Here is a 20,446-nt window from a genome sequence, read left to right as displayed (position 1 = left end):
CCTGATTTGTTTGGAGAAGGAAGTCTGGAATTAATGTCAAAAACGGGGAACTGTCATATCTGACAGGTTTTTATACTTGTTCGCGATGAACCTTCTTGATTGGGGTTATATAGAAGGCGCATTGCTGATCATGTGTGGGGCAGGCTTGCTCGCGAAAGCGCTGTGTCAGTTACTCCAACTGCCGAATGCGCTGACGCCTTCGCGAGCAGGCTCGCTCCCACAGAGGATTAGCTGTGTGGTGGAGATTGAGATATTTCGTGGTTATCCAGCACGCGGTTCACGGCCAGTTCGGCGAGCATGATGATTTGCTGGATCGCCAGAATCGTGCGCCGTTGCGGCAGGTCGATGTAGGCGGCGATGTCGCTGGTCATGAGGCTGGCCTGGGCCAGGGATTCGCAGGCGTGGACCAGCAGGCTTTCGCTGTCCTGTTCAGGGGCGACCTGGAACATGGTGCTGGGTTTGTGGAAGCGCAGGGTTAACGCGTTGGGTTTGAGGTAGTGGTCGAGGGCGCGTTCTGCGGCTTCGTGGAATTTCTTCGAATCGGGGGATTCGTAGGGCGAGGTGTCGTCGGTTTCTGGCGGATTGGGTGTTGGCTTTTTCATGGTGACGCTCCGAATGATAAGTGGGGCTGTCACTCTCAATCACCGCGACGCGACAGAGGGTGGCAGCTGTACGCGGGGTCGCGGACCGAGCCATTCGGCAATCTCGGCATACCCGAAGGTATCCCGCGCACAGCCACCATCAAACCAAACTAAAAGCACCTGAGCGCTCCAGTTTGGGCCGGCGATTATGCATCAAATCGAATGAACTGCTCGGGCCGCGACGCCCGTTCGCTGAATTTGCAGCGACCCCCCGAGCCTATCCAGCCGATTTCCGAGGCACAACCGACGCGACTTGTCGGAAAACTCCGCGCCACTTTCAACGTCTGTAGGACGAGCACATTTCCCACAGATAAACACTTTTCAACCTGTGGGAGCGAGCCTGCTCGCGAAAGCGGTGTGTCAGGCACTGTAGATGTTGAATGTGCTGACGCCTTCGCGAGCAGGCTCGCTCCCACAGGGTTCTCCTGTGGATGCAGAAATGGCGTGCATAAAAAAGGCGATGCCCCCTGCGGGACATCGCCTTCATTTTCACCGCCGCTAAAACTTATTCCGGCAGTTTGTACGCAATCACGTAGTCACCCATTTTGGTGCCCAGCGAACCGTGACCGCCGACAACCAGCAGCACGTATTGCTTGCCGTCCTTGCCGGTGTAGGTCATCGGAGTCGCTTGGCCACCTGCTGGCAGACGCGATTTCCACAACTCTTTACCGCTGTTCACGTCGTACGCACGCAGGTACTGGTCGAGGGTGCCGCTGAGGAAGCCGACGCCGCCAGCAGTCACCATCGAGCCGCCCATGCTTGGGACGCCCAAGGTGAAGCCGATCGGGATTGGCGAGCTGTCGCGGCTGGTGCCGTTCTTGCGTTTCCACACGACTTTGCTGGTGGTCAGGTCGATACCGGCGACGTAGCCCCAGGCCGGGGCCTGGCACGGTACGCCGAATGGCGACATGAACGGGTGCATGATCACCGCGTATGGCGCGCCGGTGTTTGGTTGCACGCCAGCGGTTTCGCTTTCGCGTTTGCTGCCGGCGGCGACTTGCTCGCGTGGCACCATTTTCGAAACGAAGGCCATGTAATTCGGGCTGGTGAACAGCATTTGGCGAACCGGATCGACCGAGACGCCGCCCCAGTTGAACACGCCGACGTTACCCGGGTAGATCAGGCTGCCCTGTTCCGACGGCGGGGTGTACTGGCCTTCGTAACGCAGTTCCTTGAACTGGATGCGGCACAGCATCTGGTCGAACGGGCTCGCGCCCCACATGGCTTTTTCGGTGAGTTCCGGGGCCAGTAGGTTGAGGTCCGAACGGGCCTGGGTCGGTGCGGTGTGGTCGCCTTTCACGGCGCCTTGCGGTACCGGAATTTCCTTGATCGGAATGATCGGCGTGCCGTCACGACGGTCGAGGACATACAGGCTGCCCTGTTTGGTCGGGGCGATCAGCGCCGGTTTCACGCCGTCGGCGGTTTTCATGTCGAGCAGGGTTGGCTGGCTGCCAACGTCCATGTCCCACAGGTCGTGGTGGGTGAACTGGTAGTTCCAGCGCACTTTACCGGTGGCCAGGTCCAGAGCGACTACACCGGCGCTGAATTTCTCGGCGCCCGGGGTGCGGTCAGCGCCCCACTGGTCTGGGGTCTGGTTGCCCAGTGGCAGGTACACCATGCCGAGTTTTTCGTCGACACTGGCCAGCGACCACATGTTCGCCGAGTTGCGGCTGTAGGTTTCGCCCGGTGCCAATGGCTCGGTGGCGTCTGGCTTGTCGCTGTCCCAGTTCCATACGAGGTGACCGTCGCGCACGTCGAAGGCGCGGATCACGCCCGATGGCTCGTTGGTCGATTCGTTGTCGGTCACGTGACCGCCCATGATCACCAGATCACGGGTAATCGCCGCTGGCGAGGTGGAGTAGTAGCCGCCAGCGGTGAACGGGCCGATGCCTTGGGTCAGGTCAACCACGCCTTTGTTGCCGAAGCCTTCGCAGATTTTGCCAGTGTCGGCGTTCAGTGCGATCAGACGGGCATCAGCGGTTGGCAGGTACAGACGACGCGGGCAAGCCTGCGCAACGGCTTTGCCAGCCTCGGAAATCACCGCCGAGGCAGCGTTTTCAGACTTGGCATAAGCGGCTTCGTCGTAGTACGACACGCCACGGCAGGTCATGTGGGCGAAGCCTTTGAAGCCGACCGGGCTCTTGATCTGCGGGTCGAAGCGCCACAGTTCTTTGCCGGTGTCCGGGTCCAGAGCCAACACTTTGCTGTGCGCGGTGCAGGCATAGATCATGCCGTTGGCTTTCAGCGGGGTGTTTTCGTTGGTCAACTCGACCGGGTCATCTGCGGTCGGCAGGTCGCCGGTCTGGATGCGCCAGGCTTCTTGCAGCTTGCCGACGTTGGCCGGGGTGATCTGCTTCAGCGGCGAGTAACGGTCACCGAACTCGGTGCGGCCATAGGCCTGCCAGTCGCCATCGGGCATGGCTGGCGCGGTGCTGGTGGTGTCCGCAGTGTCGCGGCCCAGCTCGCCGAAGGTTTCGCCCGGGTGGGTGAACAGGCTGGCCAGAGCGGTAACGCCGGCCAGCACCACGGCGACGGTCAGACCGCCAGTGCCCATCGGCGCCGGGCCGTCAAGCAGCAGCGGACGACGGAACCACGGCAGCAACATCACGAAGCCGAGGACGAACCACAGGGCCAGACGTGGCACCAGTTGCCACCAGTCCAGACCGACTTCCCACAGCGCCCAGACGGTGCTGGCGAACAGAACGATGGCGTACAGGCCCAGCGCCGCGCGACGGCGCATCAGCATCAGAATGCCGGACAGCGCGATGCCGATACCGGCCAGCAGGTAGTACAGCGAGCCGCCGAGCATGCTCAGCTTGACCCCACCGGCCAACATGGCCAGGCCCATCAGTAGAAGCAGAATGCCGAGCAGGCTCGGTAGCAAACGGCCCCGACTCGAAGCACTTTCGGTGCTCATAGTGTGATTCTCCGTGACGTTTTATGTAGTCCCGCGCTGTAGTCACTTTAGATGACGATTTGGCACAGGCATGGTTCAGATAAAAACTTGTCTAGCTAACGAAATTTCCTGTGGGAGCGAGCCTGCTCGCGAAAGCGGTGTGTCAGACGACTTCGTTGGTGAAGTTGAAATTGCTTTCGCGAGCAGGCTCGCTCCCACATTGGATCTCAGTGGTTTTCTAGAACGAGGACTGGATCTTGATCCCGCCGATCAGGGCGTCGTCTACGTTGTTCACGCCACCGGGGTGGCGGATGTATTGCAGGTTCGGGCGTACGGTCAGCCAGTTGGTCACGTGCACGCCGTAATACAGCTCGGCGCTGTATTCGGTGTCTTGCGGCGGCAGGAACGACGGATCGTCATAGTCGTAGACCGCATTGGCACGGTTGCTCGCTTCGGCGTTTTTGCGGAAGGCCGGGTTGACGTGCACGCGGGCGAGGGCGAAACCGATGTCATCCTTGGCGCGCGCGTCGAACGGGCCTTTGTAGGTGATGCCGGCCTGCACGTAGTTGTCGATCGCGTTGGTTTTCTTGTCGTGCATCGTGCCGTTGGCGAACACGCTCAAGCCGCGACTGTTATCGCTGGCGACGCTGGTGATCTGCTGCTGAATACCCAGCCACACGCCGTGTTTGCTCGACGCGCTGCGGTAGGCTTCGCCGCTGAGAGCCGCCGGTTGGCCGTGGCTGTCTTTATAGACGTCGCTGGCCTTGGCGTTGCTGTAGTAGTAACCCGCGCGGTATTCGCCCGGCAGGCCGTTGAGCTTAGGCGTCCACACCAGTTCGATCGGCAGGATCGCGCCCTGGGTGCCGCTGCCGCTGAGTTTGAAGCCGTTGCCGCGATCGAGGTTCGACGGGTTCTGCTCGTAAGCGCCGACCTGTGCATACAGCTCCGGGGTCAGGTGATATTTGACGCGCAGCGCCCATTGGCTGACCGGCCAGTTGTACCAGATGCCGCCGACCCAGTTGCCGACCTGCGAACCGCAGAACGCGAGGTTCTGGAAGTCGCACGGGAAGCTGTTGAAGTCTTCGCCTTCGCCGAAACGGCCGACTTTGATGTCGAGTTTCTGATCGAAGAATTTCTGCTGATACCACATCTGCGTCAGACGTGTGGTCTGGCCACGGCCCCAGACTTCCTGGGCCGAGGTGAAACCACCGACGCGCGGATCGTTGATGCGGTCGTTGCTGATATTGTTGCCGCTGCGTTTGGTGATGGTCAGTTGAAACTCGGCGTCGTCCCAGCCGAGGATCTTTTGCAGGTCGAGGTGGGTGCCGAGGCCGAACTGATCGCTGTAACGCGCGGTGCGGTCATGGTCATAGCCACCGTGCAGGTTGCTGCCCATTTCACCGGTGTAATCGAGTTTGAAGTCGTAGCCTTTTTCCGAGAGTTCGGTGCGCGTGCCGTTCCAGTCACCGAGCATGTACGGTGATTCACTGTCGAACGCGGGCGCCGCTTGAGCGCAAGTGGCGAGGCCAAGAGCGGTGCAGCCGCCAAGGGTGCGCAGGATTGAGATAGCGCTGTCTCGGGAGAAGGAAAAATCGGGCATGGATAAGTCTTTTTTTGGTGTTTTCGGGGTGCGAGCTGAGTGCTTCAATAAGTCGCAGGCAGTGAAGCGATTCAGCTGAAGGGCGGCAGGATAATGATCTGTTACAAAAAGACAAAGGCCTTTTGTGAACATGCAGCGTTTCGGATTCGGTAACAGTGCGGCAAACGGGCGCATTGTCGGCCGGTTCGCGGCCTGCGATCTTTTCAGGTTGGCCTACATTTGAAGGTAGGCCTTCCACCCGAACACCCCCTCGGCTAAGGTGCGCGGCTTCTGCATTTTCACTTCGCCCAAAGGCCTGGCATGAACGAACAAACCCCCGATCCGCTGCACGGCGTCACCCTTGAACAGATCCTCAATGCCTTGGTGAGCCATTACGAATGGTCGGGGCTGGCCGAGCGCATCGATATTCGCTGCTTCAAGAGCGACCCGAGCATCAAGTCGAGCCTCACGTTTCTGCGCAAAACCCCGTGGGCGCGGGAAAAGGTCGAGCGTCTGTACGTTAAGTTGATGCGCACCAAGCGACCGCTCTGACATGGACGCCGGTTGTTGGCGTCGTCGCCTGATCACCTGCGCAGCCGTACTGGGCTGGGCGGGGTTGGGCATTCAGTTGTACCTGATTTTCTTCGCACGCTTGAGTGTCGGCGCCAGCCTGTTGGGCGGGTTGGTGAGTTTTTTCAGTTACTTCACGATTCTGACCAATACGCTGGTGGCGACGGTGCTGACCTGTGCCGTGACTGCGCGCGAATCCGCTGCGCGCCGCTGGTTTTTGCAGCCGTGGGTCAGCAGTGGGATTGCCGTGAGCATTGCTGTGGTCGGACTGGCCTACAGCATTTTGCTGCGGCATTTGTGGCATCCCGAAGGTTGGCAATTTGTCGCCGATGAACTGCTGCACGACGTGATGCCGCTGCTGTTTCTGGGCTATTGGTGGGCGTGCGTACCCAAGGGCACTTTGCGCTGGTGGCATCTGCCGGTGTGGCTGATTTATCCGCTGGTGTATTTCATCTACGCCTTGCTGCGCGGGCATTTGCTCGGCGCGTATGCGTATCCGTTCATTGATGTGGCGGTGTTGGGTTATCCACAGGTGCTGATCAATGCCGGGGGGATATTACTGGGGTTTGTGGTGATTGGCTTGGTGGTCATTGGTCTCGACCGCTGGAGATTTGCACGAAGTTAAAGCACTTGTAGGAGTGAGCCTGCTCGCGATGGCGGTGGAACAGTTACAAATTTATTGACTGACACTCCGCTATCGCGAGCAGGCTCACTCCTACAAGGGATATCACTCTTCTTCAGGAGTGCCTTCGGCGCGCCAGTAGCCGACGGCTTTGATGAACTGTTCATCCAGCCCATGCTCATCGATCAGCACCCGGCGAATCTGCCGTGAGACTTTCGTTTCGGTCGCAACCCACGCATACAGATTGCCCTTGGGCACCTGCAATTGCTTAACCGTCGCCAGCAGGTTGTCCTTGCTGCCTTCGCGCAACACCCAGATCACATTGACCTGCGCCGGGCTCTCCAGCACTTGCTGCTCGGCGCCGTTTTCCACTTCGATCACCACCAACGCCTTGCGATTGGCCGCCAGGCCTTCGAGGCGGCGGGCGATGGCGGGCAGGGCGGTTTCATCGCCGATCAGCAAGTAGCTGTCGAAAATGTCCGGCACGATCATCGAACCGCGCGGGCCGCCGATGTGCAGGAATTGCCCCGGTTTGGCTTGCTCGGCCCAGGTCGACGCAGGGCCGTCACCGTGCAGAACAAAATCGATGTCCAGTTCCAGCGCATCGAGGTCGTAACGACGCGGGGTGTAGTCGCGCATTTCGGGCTTCGGCCCATCGTCCTTGCCGGCGCCAAGCACCATCGTTTCGAGTGCGGCCACCTGCTCGGCGTTCTGCGGGAACAACAGCTTGACGTGATCGTCAGTGCCCAGACTGATAAACCCGGCCAGTTCCGGCCCGCCAAGGGTGATGCGGCGCATGCGTGGCGTCAGGTCGACCACGCGCAACACCTCAAGCTTGCGGCGTTTGATTTCGTGCATCACGCGGTGAATGGTTTGGGTATCGACTGCAGTCATTCGCTTTTCTCCGAAACAGGTTGAACGGCAGGGCCGTCGACGATGGCTTTGGCGGTGTCGTTGAGCAGGTCACGCACACGCAGGATTTCTGCCGCGCTCCAGCGGCCGTGGTGCATTTGCAAAGCATGGCGCAGGTTGTGCACCGCCTCGTGGATTTCCGGCGGCCGATCATGGCCGCGCAGGGAGCGTTTGCTCACATCGATGCGCATGCGCACGCCGTCGAGGGCAACGGCTTGTTCGCTCAAAGACAAACGACCGGCCTCGGTGACGCTGTAGCGTTTTTTGCCGCCCTCGGCGTCGCCGGTGATCAGTTCGCTCTCTTCGAGAAAGGTCAGGGTCGGGTAGATCACGCCGGGGCTTGGGCTATACGCGCCGTCGAACATGCCTTCGATCTGGCGGATCAGGTCGTAGCCGTGGCATGGCTGCTCGGCGACCAGCGCGAGCAGCAGCAATTTCAGGTCACCGGGGGCGAATACCCGTGGGCCACGGCCGCCGCGCTCACGTCCGGGGCGCTTCTCAAAGCCGTCACGGCCGTCGCCGTGTTCGCGGTGGGGGGAATGATGGTCTCTCATTTCAGTCTTCTCTCGTCGTGTTTAGATACAACTTAAGATATATCTTAAGGCGGGTGCAAGATGTTTTTCCCCGAGCCGTGATCCGGGCTGACGAGCGGCAACCTGCCACCCAGGCAAGCGATGATTTCGCCGGCGAACGGCGCGCGCAATAACCTGAAAGTTAAAGTCATCACTCTATTCTTTGTAGAGCATATGTTCTAAATTGCACTAGGCGAGCCGTGCTGGCAGGGCGAAGTTGCTGTATGGTTTTTTAACTTAAACTGTCTGTAGGGTGGAACTTACAGTCACTGTTTCGAATATTGTTTTTTTGTTCTTTTTTCTTGCGGGTCATGGGGTTGTTTAACTACGAGGTTGTCGGAAGTTGCCTGCTTACTTCCCAGAGTTAACAGCCGATGATGCTCCGGCATTGAAAGTTCAAGTTGACCTGAAACAAGCCGGGCAGCGATTCGGCCAGTGTTTGTCTTGAACTTTCAATGCTCATCCCCCTATCAAGAAAACAGGTACATAACGATGTTCAAGAAATTCGCAATCGCCGCTCCACTGGCTCTTCTGGCACTGGGTTCCACTGGCGCATTCGCCGCCGGTGAAGCGTCGCACTCGATCAGCCTTGTCGCGCATGTGCCGACCAACGGTTTCTATGTCGTGCCGACCGATCCGGATCTGGTCAACAAGGACCAGGACATGAGCTATCAGCCGACCACCGGCAAAATGCGCGACGTCAATGGCTTCTTCGATGTGCGCAACAATAATGGCTCGGTACACGCCAGCCTGGAGAGCCTGCCAAAACTGGTCTCGGGCAGTACTTCTATCGACCTGCGCGTGCTGTTCAACAACAAGGAACTGACCCTGACTCCGCAAATGGTCGTGGGTGAAGCCGAGTCCGACGTCAACTACCGTGCGCCGCTGAACATCAGCGCCGTGGGCAGCAACTTCCAGCCAGGTGATTACACCGGAGCCGTGGCGATGATCTTCGACGCCGTGACGCCATAACAGCCGTCACTTGATCGATCGATCAGGCACTAAGCCCAACTTCAATGTTGACGCTTGACCGTCGGGGCTGACGCTTTGTTTGCCTCGACGGACTCCCATTGTTTGTTATCCGAGTACGCGTTCATGTTCCCGATGACACCCATCGCGGCTGCGCTTGCGCTGTTGTTTTGTGCCAGCGCAGCTGTGGCTTCCAACTCCACCGGTACCACACCCCGCAGTCTGCTGGCGCAGGCCAAGGGTTTGCCGGCGGATTTCGAGGAGCATTTCTTTGATGTGCCGCTGGCGGTACGGGTTGAAGTCGATCAGCAACCACTGGGTGAGGCCATGGTGGTGTTGTCCCGTGATGATCGCATCACCCTGCTGGAATTCACCGATACCAGCGAAAACCGTTTCGGCCCCGCCGAGCGGGAAAAATGGGCGAGCTATCTGAAACCCGGCGTGCCCTTGGGCGCGTGCAGCGGTTCCTGCCCGGACCAGTTTCTGGCGGTGCACTACAACCTGGAAAACTCGCTGGTGTCGCTCGTCACCGAAAACGCTGAACGCGATGTAGCTGCCAAGCGCTATTACGAGCAGCCCGATGGCGGCAGCAGCGGCCTGATGGTGCGCAATCAGCTCAATCTCAATGGCGGTCAGGATCAGGACCTCGGTGGACGTTTCGGTCTTGAGGCCAGCTCAAGCCTGGGCAACTGGAGCCAGACACTCAATCTGCAAATGGCCCGTCTCGGCGGTCCGGACGACAAGCTCTACCACGCCGTCCATGAGCTTCATACCCAGCGCGAACTGCAAGGCAGTTTTTTCCGTCTGGGTTATTTCACCCCCAATTCCGAAGGGTTGACGCGCCAGCCACGTACGTTCGGCAGCAGCCCCGACACCGCTGTCGGTGTGATGTATGGCAGCTCCGACAGCCTGGCCATCAATAGCCCGATGCCCAGCGTTTATCCGATCTATGTCACTGCCAACCGTCAGGGTTCGGTGGAGATCTGGCGCGACGGCCTGCTGATCAACACGCAATCGGTGCCGGCCGGGTTGCAGACCCTCGACACCCGGCCGCTGCCCGGCGGTATCTATGAAGTGGAAGTGCGTCTGATCGAAGACGGCCAGATCACGTCGACAACCCAGGAGCTGGTGTACAAGCCCAACAACTGGCGCAACCTCGACGAGCGCTGGCGCTACAACGTATTCGCCGGTGAAGAACAGAAGCTGCTGAGCAACTGGGATACCCAGGCCAGCGGCAAGCCGACGGCGGGCGCGGCGGTCAACTACCTGCTGCACCCGCGGGTGATCCTTGGCCTGTCGGCGCGGCAGATCCGTGAAAAACTGCAATACGGCACGTCCATCGACTGGACCCTGGCCAATCACGTCAGCCTCTACGCCAACGTCTACAAGACCGAGGATTACGGCACCGGTCTCGATCTGCAAAGCCTCTACAACTATGGCGCCGGCAGTATCGTCGTCAGCCACAACCGCAGTTGGCTCGACACCACCAATACCTACGACACGTTACCCGACGGTACCCGCGTGCGGCCGCGCAATGTGTTTATCGGCCAGGCCAGCAATTCGTCGCTGGCGCTTAACCATCGCATCAGCAGCAAGAGTTCGGTCAACGCACGGGTCTCGCACAGCGAGGGCAATGTCGAAGGCATGGGCGTGGATCTGGGCTGGACCCAGCGCACGGTGGTGCTGGGCAGCGATGCCAGTTGGCGCTTGTCGCTGTTCGATCGGCCGGGCAGTTACAGCAGTGGCGATGCGCGCAATCGCGGCGTCGATCTGAGCATCAACATGGCACTCGGTGCACCCGGCGAGCAGATTACCGGCAGTATCGGCTCGCGCACTGCCCGGGACGGCGCGCGCGATAACAACGCCTCCCTCGGCTGGCGCAAGGATCTCAAGGATCACGTGCTGCAAAGCGTTTCGGTCACTGCGCTCACCGACACCTATGGCGTGGGCATGTCCAGCCTGGCCAATTTCCGCACCGATGCGGTCAACGGCGACGCCTTCGTTCAGCGCTCCTCGTACAACGGCAATTTCACCGGCGGCCTCAACGTCGACAGCACGCTGGTGGTGGGGGGGCAGCAGATGCTCATGACCAGCCAGAGCGAAGTGCGTGGCGCCGGGATGATTGTCGACGTCGAGTCGGACATCGAGGACATCGCGCTGCGTGCCGATGATTACAGCGGCGGCGGCGCGGCATTGAAGCCGGGGCGCAATTTCATACCGATCACCGCCTACCAGAACAGCTCGGTGAGTTTCGATTTCGAGGGCAACAACGTGCCAGCGGCGACGATCGAGCCGGCGCGCACGCGTTATCACCTGAACAAGGGCGGCGTGGAGTATCGCAAGGTCCGCGTGATGAAAACCCTGACCGTACTCGGCCGCCTGGTCGATGCGCAGGGGCAGCCGCTCAAGGGGCATCACGTGATCAACCACGCCAGCCGTGGCGTGACCGAGGTCGACGGGTTCTTTTCGATGGAAATGAACGCCGGCTCGCCGACTCTGGAAGTCCGTCAGGGCAATCAGTTGCTGTGCCAGTTCCGCCTCAACGAGGCCGACCATCGCAGTGAAAACAACGTGCTGATGATCGGTGACCTGCGCTGTACGCCGGACACCCTGGCCGATGTCACGACCACTGAACAGAAGGCGGGTTGATCCTATGAGAATAATTGCAACCGGTTGCGCAGTGGCATTGGCGCTCAGCGTGTCGCCGGCGCAGGCCGTGAATCAGGAAATTCGTGCGTTGTTTCAGCCCGATCCTGCGCAGCCGAGCAACAACCTCTTCGTCAATCAGACGCCCAACAGCGGCTATTGCGTGAGCTATCCCGATCAGTGTGCCGCCACCAATATGTTCAGCATCGAAGTGCCGGTTCGTTTCACGTCATACCGCGACCTCGTCCCCGGTTGGGGCGTCTCGCTGCAGGTTCCCGTCAACTGGCGACGGTTGACGGTGACCAATCGCGATACCGGCGAGACGGAGGAGGTCGAGGTAAGTATCACTGGCGTCGGCTCAACTTTTCATTTGAGTGAGACGGTGCAGGATCTCACCGGAATCGACAACATGTTCCAGGCCCATGATCGACTGTGGACTTCCAACGGTTGGGTGTATGCCGCGCCGCCTTGTCGCAACAGCCCAGTGAGCGGAGTCAGTAATAAAACCTATCGGTTTTTCTGGCACACACCGGTGGAGTCCACTTGTACCAAGACCGTCGCTCTGCCGATTCCATCGATGTGGTTCGAGAAGCTCGACTTTTCCTATGCACTGAAAACCCCTAACCCATTGGGCATGTCGAGCGGCCTGTACACCGGATCGATCAGCTATTCCATGGGCCCCGGTGGAGATTTTCACATGGGTCACTTGATGCGCCCGGACGACGACAACCTGACCCTCGACTTCGTCCTCGACGTACAGCACACCCTCAAGATCGACCTGCCGCCCGGTGGCAACAACGTCTCTCTGGAACCTGAAGGCGGGTGGGCGCGCTGGATGGACAGTGGTCGCAAACCAACGCGGATTTTTCGCGATCAACCGTTCTATATCTCGGCGTCATCGCGCTTCAAGGTATTGATGTTGTGCAATTCCACTGGCGGAACGGCATGCAAGTTGGGGAGCCCGAAGGGCGATTCCACTGAGGTCGAAGTCTTCCTGACGTTACCGCCAGGCATCAGCGGCCCAGGCGGTGGCAATGTCACCCGGTCGCCTCTGAGTTTCAACCATTGGGCGGGACCCTACCAGCCCGGTATCTATGTCGACCGCAAGCCAGGTTCGCTGCTGTTCGAAATGACCCCCTTCGCTATCGATTTTCTTCTGCGGCCCGGCAAGACCGACCGGCTGCGCGGCAACATCACCATTATCTGGGACTCGGACGTATGACCGTCCGAGCGAGGCCTTACTCAAATTTCAGGGAGTTGAAAACGATGAACCGTGGTTTTCTGCTGGGCGTGCTCAGCGTGTTTTGTCTGACCGCCCAGGCCGGTCCGCAGATCAATGTCGGCACCGTGTACGACTATCTCGACGCCGATAAAAGTACCTACCTCAAACGTGTCTTCAATAGCGGCGATGCCACCGCGTTCGTCAAGGTCAACGTGCTGGAAATCGTCTACGGCGCCGACGGTACTTCGCAGGAAATTGCTGTGCAAAACGCGGCCGACGGTGCCTCGCGCAATGGCCTGATGGCCAGTCCCGCGCGGCTGATCGTGCCGGCGCAGGGCATGCAGGGCACGCGTCTGCTGTACATGGGCGAGCGTGATCGCGAGCGCTATTTTCGCGTGCGCTTCGTGCCGGTGGTGCCGGAGAAGGAAGACGAATTCGTGGTCAGCAACGAAGAGCGCGAGGACTATAAAAACTCGCTGTCGGCCGGGGTCAACGTGATGACCGGGTTTGGCACGATCTTTTTCGTGCGGCCAAAAGACGCGCGTTTCGACACGCTGATCAATGACAGCGCCAGCCGCTACGAACTGCGCAACAACGGCAATACGGTGATCGTCGTCGACGAGTTCAAAAGCTGCTCGCTGAGCAAGGAATCCGACTGCGGTGCGACCACCAAGCACCATGTGCTGGCGGGCAAGACGTTCGCTTTCGATAAGGAAAAGGGGCGCGAATACCGCTTCTTCCTGATCGAAGGCAGCGACAAAAAAAACGTGAAGATCGCGAGTCGCTAGGGTCTGTTTCCATTGACGCATCGGGTAATCAACATGATCAAGCAATGCACCGTCGCTGCGCTGATGGTCGCCACCGGGCTGACCGGCGCGCTGGCGTGGGCGGCCCGGGAAGAGCACACCTTCGAGGTGTCCCTGACCATTCCCAGCCGGCCCTTTTATGTCATTCCCGCCGAGCCGGACTGGATTCACCGGCCGCAACAGCTGTTCTGGGATTACCCCAAGGCAACCCTCGGCAGCCTGGAGAAAAACTTTGACGTGCGCCATGACAGCAGCGCCATCGATGCACGCCTGCTCTTTGAGCCCTATCTGGAAAATGGCCGGCCGAATGAGGTGATCATGCTGCGGGTCACGTTCAATGACGTCGTGCTCAGTTCACACATTGTTCCTCAGCAAGTGGTCTCGAAGGAGGAGGCTGCCGGCGGCAAGCGCGTGGCGTTGAAAATCGAGCCGATCGAGCCGCAGGGCGGCTATCGTTCGGGTGATTACAGCGGCAATGTGTTGCTGATGTTCAGTGCCGCCGCGCCAGCCGGGGAGTCAGAACCGTGACCGTCAGGCGAGTTGAATCATGAAGAAAATCATCTTGCTGCTGTGCCTGCTGATAATGAACGTCCCCGAGGCGCTGGCACTGAATCAGGAGATCCGGGCGTTGTTTCAGCCCGATTCGTCCAAACCGAACAACAACGCGTTCGTTAACCAGACGCCAAACAGCGGTTATTGCCAGACACATCCGACCGAGTGCGCCAACTTCCGCATGTTCAGTATTCGCGTACCGGCGCGTTTCACTTCGACTCGCTACGTCGGCATCGGCGACTCGGTCGGAGTCAAGGCCCCCGTCCGCTGGAGCCAGCTGACCGTGACCCATACGCAAACGCAAGCCACGGAAACGCTCGCGGTGCGCATCACCGGGCTCGGCTCCAATTATGTGCTGAGCCATCCGGCAATGCGCCTGGCAGGCGGTAGCACCCCGCTTGAAGCGCATGGCAGGCTGTGGACCACGGACAGTTGGGTGAATGGTGTTGCCCGTCCTTGCACCTACAGCGGCGTTGCCGAACATGGTCCGGAAACCTTCCGCTTCTTCTGGAAAACCCCGTTTGATGCCATGTGCGCGAAGATCCCGGCGTACCACATTCCATCGATGTCTTTCGATACGCTGGATTTCGCCTACGAACTGCTCACGCCCAATCCACTGGGCATGGCCTCCGGTCGCTATGTCGGCTCATTGACTTACACCCTCGGGCCCGGCGGCGATTTCGACATGGGGTCATTGATGCAGGCCGACGACAGCAACCTTACTCTGGACTTCGTACTGGACGTGCAGCACACCCTGAAAGTGGATATTCCGCCCGGGGGTAACCACATCGTGCTGGAGCCTCAGGGCGGCTGGCGCAGTTGGCTGGAGAGCGGGCGCAAACCGGTGCGGCTTTACCGCGATCAGCTTTTCCATATCTCCGCGTCGTCGCAGTTCACCATGAAGCTTGAGTGCGAACATGAACTGGGCACGGGGACAGGTTGTGCCATTCTGGATCGCGAGACCGGTTACGCGGGTGGCGTCGACGTCAGCGTCAGCTTGCCCAACGGCTTGACTGACAGCGCTGGTCAGGCGGTCCGGCGTTTCCCGTTGCGTCGTGACACCAGTCCGGTGTTTAAACCGGGTTTTTATGTTGATCGCAGGCCCGGAACACTGCACTTCGAAATAAGTAAAGACTGGACCGATTGGCTGATCAACAACGCCAAAGGCCGGCCCTATAAAGGCAATATCACGGTGATCTGGGATTCGGAAACCGGTTAGGCAATCCCGGCCAGCCTTCGGCGGCGCTGGCCGAGTTGACAAGCGGCGCCGTCAGAGGCCGGCTCTGGCCATTGCTTCACGGGTCCAGCGCCGCAACAACTCCTTGCGTTGCGAGCTGATACCGTCATACAGCTCTTTATAAAGTTTATCGCTCAACGGCGCATCGTCGAACAGCTCCGGGGCGTCAGGAATACCCAGCTGTCTGGCCAGGTCCTCGATCCGGGCGGTGAGTGTGTGCAGATTGGTTTGCTCGTTCGGGAAGGCCCATTCAGCCTTTGCCTCTTTCAGTTCTGCGAGCAAGTCCTCCTTGGGACGAAACGCAAGATCATTGCGTGCGATCTCCTCCGGATAAGTCTTGCGCAAATACTTTTCCCAGAACTTGCCGTAATACAGATCGAGCATGCCGTTGACCAGACCATCGCCGTGTTCACCGGCAATGATCCTGTCGTAGGCGTTATTGATCTTTTCGTCGGTCACGCCCGAACGAGGCCGGTACAGCATGCCTTCGGTCTGCCAGGGTAATTGCAGACGTTCAGCCAGCCCCGTTTCGAAGGCCATGTGCACTTCGACTTCATCCGGCGCAAGATTGCGCGGGTCCTCTTCGTTCAGCCTTGCTTGTGTCTTGTATTCGAACACCGCTTCGTCGGTCACCCGATTCAAGCGCGCCGCGCTGTGGGCCAGGCGCACGAGTTTGTCCTCAAGCATGGCGGCTGAGGTGGATTCTGCGTAGGCCTTGGACACCAGCACCTTCATGCCCAGCGAGTTGAACAACTGCGCACCGAAATCGCCGCAATCTTTCGGCGACACGATCTGCTTGAACAGCTTCCCGCGCAGTTTTGCGTCCAGCGCTGCGGCATCGACCATTTCCCAGACACGCTGAGTCAAGCGTCGGCGACCCTGGTCGAAGCGGTAATCGGCGCTTTCTCGCAGTTTGCGGATCATGGCGAAAAAACCGCCGGAATCGGGTTCGGCCATGAGGTCATGCCAGGATTCTTCGCGGTATTTGCTGAACGCTGCTGAAGGGCTGAAAGGGGATTGTTCCTGAGGAAACAACTTCCAGTGGCTGATCTCGTCATCGGCCGCCGCTGAATAGTCCTGCACAAACGCCATGCCTACGGATTTGCGGTAGGTGCCATAGCGCACGCGATCCTCGTTGGACAGCCGCCCGGTATCGAAACGCGCGCGACCGAGAATGTGCGCCTGACTGGAACCGGGAGTGACTTTGGGTAAGGTCTTGATGGGCGCTGCGCGCATGTCCAGCATGAAACTGCGTGGCCGCTGTTTGTCCAGGTCATTGACCGTGAACAGGCCTTCGGGCCAGCTCTCGATGCCGGTATTGGCCAGATTCAGCTCGGTCAGATATTCCATACGCCCGACGTCAGGTGGCAGGGTCAAAGGGTTGCCGTTCAGATTCAGCGTTCGCAACTCTGTCAGGCCTGCGAGCTGTTGCGTGGAGTCAGCACTCAGTCTGATTCGATTATCGGCCAGATCCAGAACCCTCAGCGGGCGCATCAATCCGAGGATCGAAGGCAGTTCCTGCAACTCACACTTGCGGGCGCTCAATTGGCGAAGGTTGGGGAAACTGCTCAGCAGCGCACTGGGATCTGCAGAAAGTTGCGCCCGGTCGAGGCTGAGGGCCGTGATGCGATCGAAGTACTGTTTCATTTTCGGGCGCTTGCGCAGCGCATTCCACCAGGGTTCGAGTTTTTTGCCTTGGAGCTCGGCGGACAAATCCAGTGTGTAGCCTTCCTCTGGATGGACGCTGCGCTCGTCGAAAAACGTGCTTTGGCGCTGGAAGCATTCGATCAGCTGTTGCTCGATCATTTCGCCGCCATTGTGCAGATAGTCCGATGACACGCCGGCGTAGCCTGTCTCTGGATCCACCTCGGGAGGAAAACTGTTGCGCCAGTTATCCAGTTCGCTGCGCAGCTCCTTGAGCTCCTGGTGCAGGCGTGCGATGGCTTCATCCGGGTCGCCCCGGCGCTGCAACACCTTAAGGAACGAGGCCACTTCCCTCGGGTTCATTGACGGATACAGGTCGCTGATTTTTTCCTCCCGGGTCGATGCACGGAGAGGCCGGGGCAAGCCACGTACCAGCGTTTCGGTTTCGATGGTGATCACCGGGCGAATCGGCGGGTCTGCCAGCACGCTGCGGCGTTCAGCGGGAGCGGCCGACTGCTCCATCAGCCACAATTTCAACGCTTGGCCCTGACCTTGCCGGTAGCCCACGCTTGACAGCGTTTCAGCCGGTACCGCATGCAGCATCGATTCATAGAAATCATCGGCGCCGTGCAGCGACCGGTGGTTGGCGTCGAACACTTCGTAGCGGCCGTGTTCATCTCTGATCAGGCTTCTGAGGGTACTGGCGTCTTCCGCTCCGACGCTGCAACGCAACGGCCCGTCGTGCGTGCCTTCGCGTACCTCGATGCGCAGGTTGGCAAAGGTGTCAGTGTGAATGCGCAAGGTCCCCAACGCGAGCCGTTCGGTGTCGGCAGACAGTTGATCGTCGCGATAGAAACCGTCGTAGGCACGGCTGGCCCTGGCTTCAAAATCCAGTTCTCGTGCTTCAGTCTTGAGGCGCAGTGGCAGGCGTTTTTCGTTCACCGTGCGTTGCAACTCGGCAGCACTGGCCTCGGCCAGAAGTTTTTCACTCAGTGGCAACGGCAGTTCAGGAAACGTTTTGCGCAGGACGCCTGCCTCAGGCTTGCTGGATCGTTCGCTCGCTTGATAGAGGCGCATGGACACCTCCGTCTGGCGTTTGTCGACGGCATCGGCAAGCACATTGCGTAGCGCTTGCACACGCTCCGCCGAGGGCACCTCGCGCCCCAGCAAAGCGCGCATTTGCGCGTCATTCAGAAACCTCACCAGCCGCTCCGGCAAGTGCCCGGCATTGAGTTCGGACTGGGTGATCGTCAGGGTGTCGGCCGGGCTGGCCGTCGGATTGCCGTACCGGCGCGAATAGCCATCGAGATGCTCGTACAGCACGTTCATCGCCCGTTGGCGCGGCCAGCCGGGCAGGCTGGTGACGATCGGTTCGAACCAGTCCGACTCGGCTGCGATCGGCCGGCCGGCGCGAATATTGGCACTGGCAATCCTCGCGTCATCGTAAGCTGAAAAACGCTTGAGACCGTCGGCCAGCAACGGTGGTGGTGCGCTGCTGGCGCTGTGCATGCGGCGCAGCTGTTCGTGCCCGGTGCCGCTGCTGATGCGGATCTGCTCCAGCTGCGTCGGCGAGAAGCGCTCGGCGCGGTGGCCCAGGCGCGGCATCAGGGCTTGCTCCTCCCAGTCCGCCGGGTTTTCCGCCTCATGTCGCCAGGCGCCGTGCTCGTTGTGTTCAATGATCGGTTTGTACGCATTGGCTCGCTCGGGATGGTTGACCCGGTAGGTTTTTATGTCGGCACGCGTCGAGGCTTTTTCCACACTGTAGAGCTTGCCCTCGAGCGGCAGAATGCTTTCGCGGCCGTGGTTGTGCAGGCCATGAGAGTCGGGTTTCGAGGCGGCATTGAGTTGCAGGCTCTTGTGTTCATAAGGGCCGAGGTCGGGGTGCCACAGCGTCGGTTTGCCATCGGGCAAGCGCACCGGTTTCATGCCCTCGACCAGCGGTGACAGTTTGATTTTGAAGGCACTGGCGATTTCCGCGCCCGCACCAAAAGCCGCCAGCTGAATAACGCTGGTCACCACGCCGATGACATGATCGGCGGCTTGCTGCCACAGACCTTCGGCCAGATCGACAATGCCTTCGATGACTTCGGTGGTCAGTTGGTAGACGGTGTAAGCCATCATCAATTCGCCCAGCCCCGGTACGAATGGCGTGGCAATCAACAGGGCGACATTGAAGATCTCCGAGAGGATTTTCTTGAAGTTGTCCCACCAGGCGTCGCGCGCCTTACTGTCGGCGTCGGCAGTGGAAACGGCGATTTCCGGGGCGTCGTTGAGGATCTTGTTGAGTTTTTGCTGATAGGCGTGGCGCCAGTAATCGCCTTGCAGTTTCACCCGACTGAATCGCAGGTTGGGGTTGCTCACGGGATCCTTGCGCCATGCCGGTCGCTGATCGGTCGGATCCTGTCGGTGGTGGTAGCGCGTGATGAACAGGCGTTGTTCGAGTTCAGCGAAGAAGTGTCCGCGCTGCTGTTGATCGACGAACTGGCTGAAAAACTGACGATAGGTCTGCCGGGTCGTGTCGCTGAAACGGTCTTCGCGCAACTGGCGCGCTAACTCTTCCCGGAACGCTTTCAGCGAGTCGTATTCCTTGAGTGGATGATCGGGGTCGTGGGGGATGTAGACAATCAGGCGATTAATGCCGCGGTTGTCCGGCTGCGCATGGGTCAGCAGCAGGATCCCGGTCAGTCGCGTACCGAGCAGCGACAGGTCCGCGCACTGCATTGAGCGGCCATTGAGTAACAGTTGCGGTTTGTTTTCGGCCAGACCCAACACCATTTTGTAGGCGTCGTACGGGACGTCATCCTTGATCAGCGCCAGTTGCGCCGCGACGGCGAGAGCGTCTTTCTGGCTTTGAGTCACTTTGTGTTGCAGAACGCTTTCGGCCAGCGGTTCGCCGGGCAGCAGGTAGCTCTCTAGATGCTTTTTGTACTGCGCACCGATGTCCAGCTCCCGGCACAGCGTTTGAAACTGGTTGATGGGCATGACGCTTTTGATCGGCACGACATTGAACAAACCGCGCTCATCGGGTTCGCTGATGTAGTCCGAGCCATGGCCAAGCGTTTCATTGCGGGCGAAATTATGCAGTGCGGCGTCCAGTACCGAGACGGTGCGGGTCTTGGCACCGTCGGAGTCACTGTTCGTGGGAAGGTACAGGCGTAGCCACGTTTTTTTGACATCCGGCTCAATGCCGTGACGCTCCTTGATTTTTGCCTTGAGCAATGGTTCGGCGAAGGCATACAGGTCGGTTTTCGCCAGCAGATGATCCACCTGGTTCTGCGAACCCCAGGCCTTGAGGTTGGCGGCGGCGAGTTTCTTCCGGTAGGCGGCGGGCGCAGTGCTGTACCAGGCAGGGTTCGTCAGTGGCGCGGCTGCCAGGGCGTTGGCACGACCGAGGGTGGCGTTCTTGAAACTGTCGTCGACGGCGGCTTTGATGAATTCGTAGTGCCGTCCTTTGTCCGCGAGTTCGGCAGGCAGGGGAGCGAGAGACATGGCCAATCATCCTTGATTGTTGAGGAGTGATCAGCCTACCCACGGCAGGGCAAAACAAAAGTTCAAAGATCGGGAGGCAAACGACTTGG

14 protein-coding genes are annotated in these 20,446 nt (G+C 59.5%); 8 read left to right on the top strand and 6 right to left on the bottom strand.

The annotated features are described in order from the left end of the window. Positions 1-227: 227 nt before the first annotated feature. The 3 genes from AB4N44_RS11455 to AB4N44_RS11445 form a co-directional block, all read right to left on the bottom strand. On the bottom strand, positions 228-602 hold the full coding sequence (locus tag AB4N44_RS11455; RefSeq protein ID WP_127929640.1) for a DUF6124 family protein: 375 nt from the start codon (positions 600-602) through the stop codon (positions 228-230). A gap of 544 nt (positions 603-1,146) precedes the next feature. Next, a complete protein-coding gene (locus AB4N44_RS11450) occupies positions 1,147-3,558 on the bottom strand; it encodes a glucose/quinate/shikimate family membrane-bound PQQ-dependent dehydrogenase (RefSeq protein WP_095122452.1) in 2,412 nt (803 codons plus the stop codon). A gap of 217 nt (positions 3,559-3,775) precedes the next feature. Next, entirely contained in the window at positions 3,776-5,137 is a 1,362-nt protein-coding gene (locus AB4N44_RS11445) for a carbohydrate porin (protein ID WP_160041686.1), read from the bottom strand. Between the two features lie 300 nt (positions 5,138-5,437). On the opposite strand from AB4N44_RS11445, the gene AB4N44_RS11440 reads away from it, so the two are divergent. Further along, positions 5,438-5,668 carry a VF530 family protein gene (locus AB4N44_RS11440; protein WP_007916799.1) on the top strand — a complete coding sequence of 77 codons (231 nt, stop codon included), beginning with the start codon at positions 5,438-5,440 and terminating at the stop codon, positions 5,666-5,668. A gap of 1 nt (position 5,669) precedes the next feature. Further along, positions 5,670-6,311, top strand: a complete 642-nt coding sequence (locus tag AB4N44_RS11435; RefSeq protein WP_150750434.1) for a Pr6Pr family membrane protein — start codon at positions 5,670-5,672, stop codon at positions 6,309-6,311. 102 nt (positions 6,312-6,413) lie between these two features. Here AB4N44_RS11435 and AB4N44_RS11430 read toward each other — a convergent pair whose 3' ends face one another. Then, on the bottom strand, positions 6,414-7,202 hold the full coding sequence (locus AB4N44_RS11430; RefSeq protein WP_150750433.1) for a siderophore-interacting protein: 789 nt from the start codon (positions 7,200-7,202) through the stop codon (positions 6,414-6,416). Next, complete coding sequence (locus AB4N44_RS11425; protein ID WP_127929635.1) at positions 7,199-7,774, bottom strand: PadR family transcriptional regulator; 576 nt, start codon at positions 7,772-7,774, stop codon at positions 7,199-7,201. Before AB4N44_RS11425 ends, AB4N44_RS11430 begins: the two co-directional genes overlap by 4 nt. A 510-nt stretch (positions 7,775-8,284) precedes the next feature. On the opposite strand from AB4N44_RS11425, the gene AB4N44_RS11420 reads away from it, so the two are divergent. From AB4N44_RS11420 to AB4N44_RS11395, 6 genes are all read left to right on the top strand, one after another. Continuing rightward, entirely contained in the window at positions 8,285-8,764 is a 480-nt protein-coding gene (locus AB4N44_RS11420; RefSeq protein ID WP_127929634.1) for a CS1 type fimbrial major subunit, read from the top strand. Between the two features lie 123 nt (positions 8,765-8,887). After that, complete coding sequence (locus tag AB4N44_RS11415) at positions 8,888-11,410, top strand: CS1-pili formation C-terminal domain-containing protein (RefSeq protein ID WP_127929633.1); 2,523 nt, start codon at positions 8,888-8,890, stop codon at positions 11,408-11,410. Between the two features lie 4 nt (positions 11,411-11,414). After that, on the top strand, positions 11,415-12,629 hold the full coding sequence (locus tag AB4N44_RS11410) for a hypothetical protein (RefSeq protein ID WP_460108888.1): 1,215 nt from the start codon (positions 11,415-11,417) through the stop codon (positions 12,627-12,629). A 44-nt stretch (positions 12,630-12,673) separates the two neighbouring features. Continuing rightward, positions 12,674-13,417: a molecular chaperone gene (locus AB4N44_RS11405; RefSeq protein WP_127929631.1), complete on the top strand. Its 744-nt coding sequence runs from the start codon at positions 12,674-12,676 to the stop codon at positions 13,415-13,417. 33 nt (positions 13,418-13,450) lie between these two features. Beyond that, positions 13,451-13,963, top strand: a complete 513-nt coding sequence (locus AB4N44_RS11400; protein WP_177413880.1) for a CS1 type fimbrial major subunit — start codon at positions 13,451-13,453, stop codon at positions 13,961-13,963. Positions 13,964-13,982: 19 nt separating this feature from the next. Further along, positions 13,983-15,206 carry a hypothetical protein gene (locus tag AB4N44_RS11395; protein ID WP_460108890.1) on the top strand — a complete coding sequence of 408 codons (1,224 nt, stop codon included), beginning with the start codon at positions 13,983-13,985 and terminating at the stop codon, positions 15,204-15,206. 51 nt (positions 15,207-15,257) lie between these two features. Here AB4N44_RS11395 and AB4N44_RS11390 read toward each other — a convergent pair whose 3' ends face one another. After that, on the bottom strand, positions 15,258-20,357 hold the full coding sequence (locus tag AB4N44_RS11390; RefSeq protein WP_460108891.1) for a dermonecrotic toxin domain-containing protein: 5,100 nt from the start codon (positions 20,355-20,357) through the stop codon (positions 15,258-15,260). Between the last annotated feature and the right edge of the window lie 89 nt (positions 20,358-20,446).

The organism is Pseudomonas sp. S3_C06 (assembly GCF_054667675.1).
The sequence above is the reverse complement of the archived record's forward strand: the minus strand, read 5'-3'. Positions and strand labels throughout refer to the sequence as shown.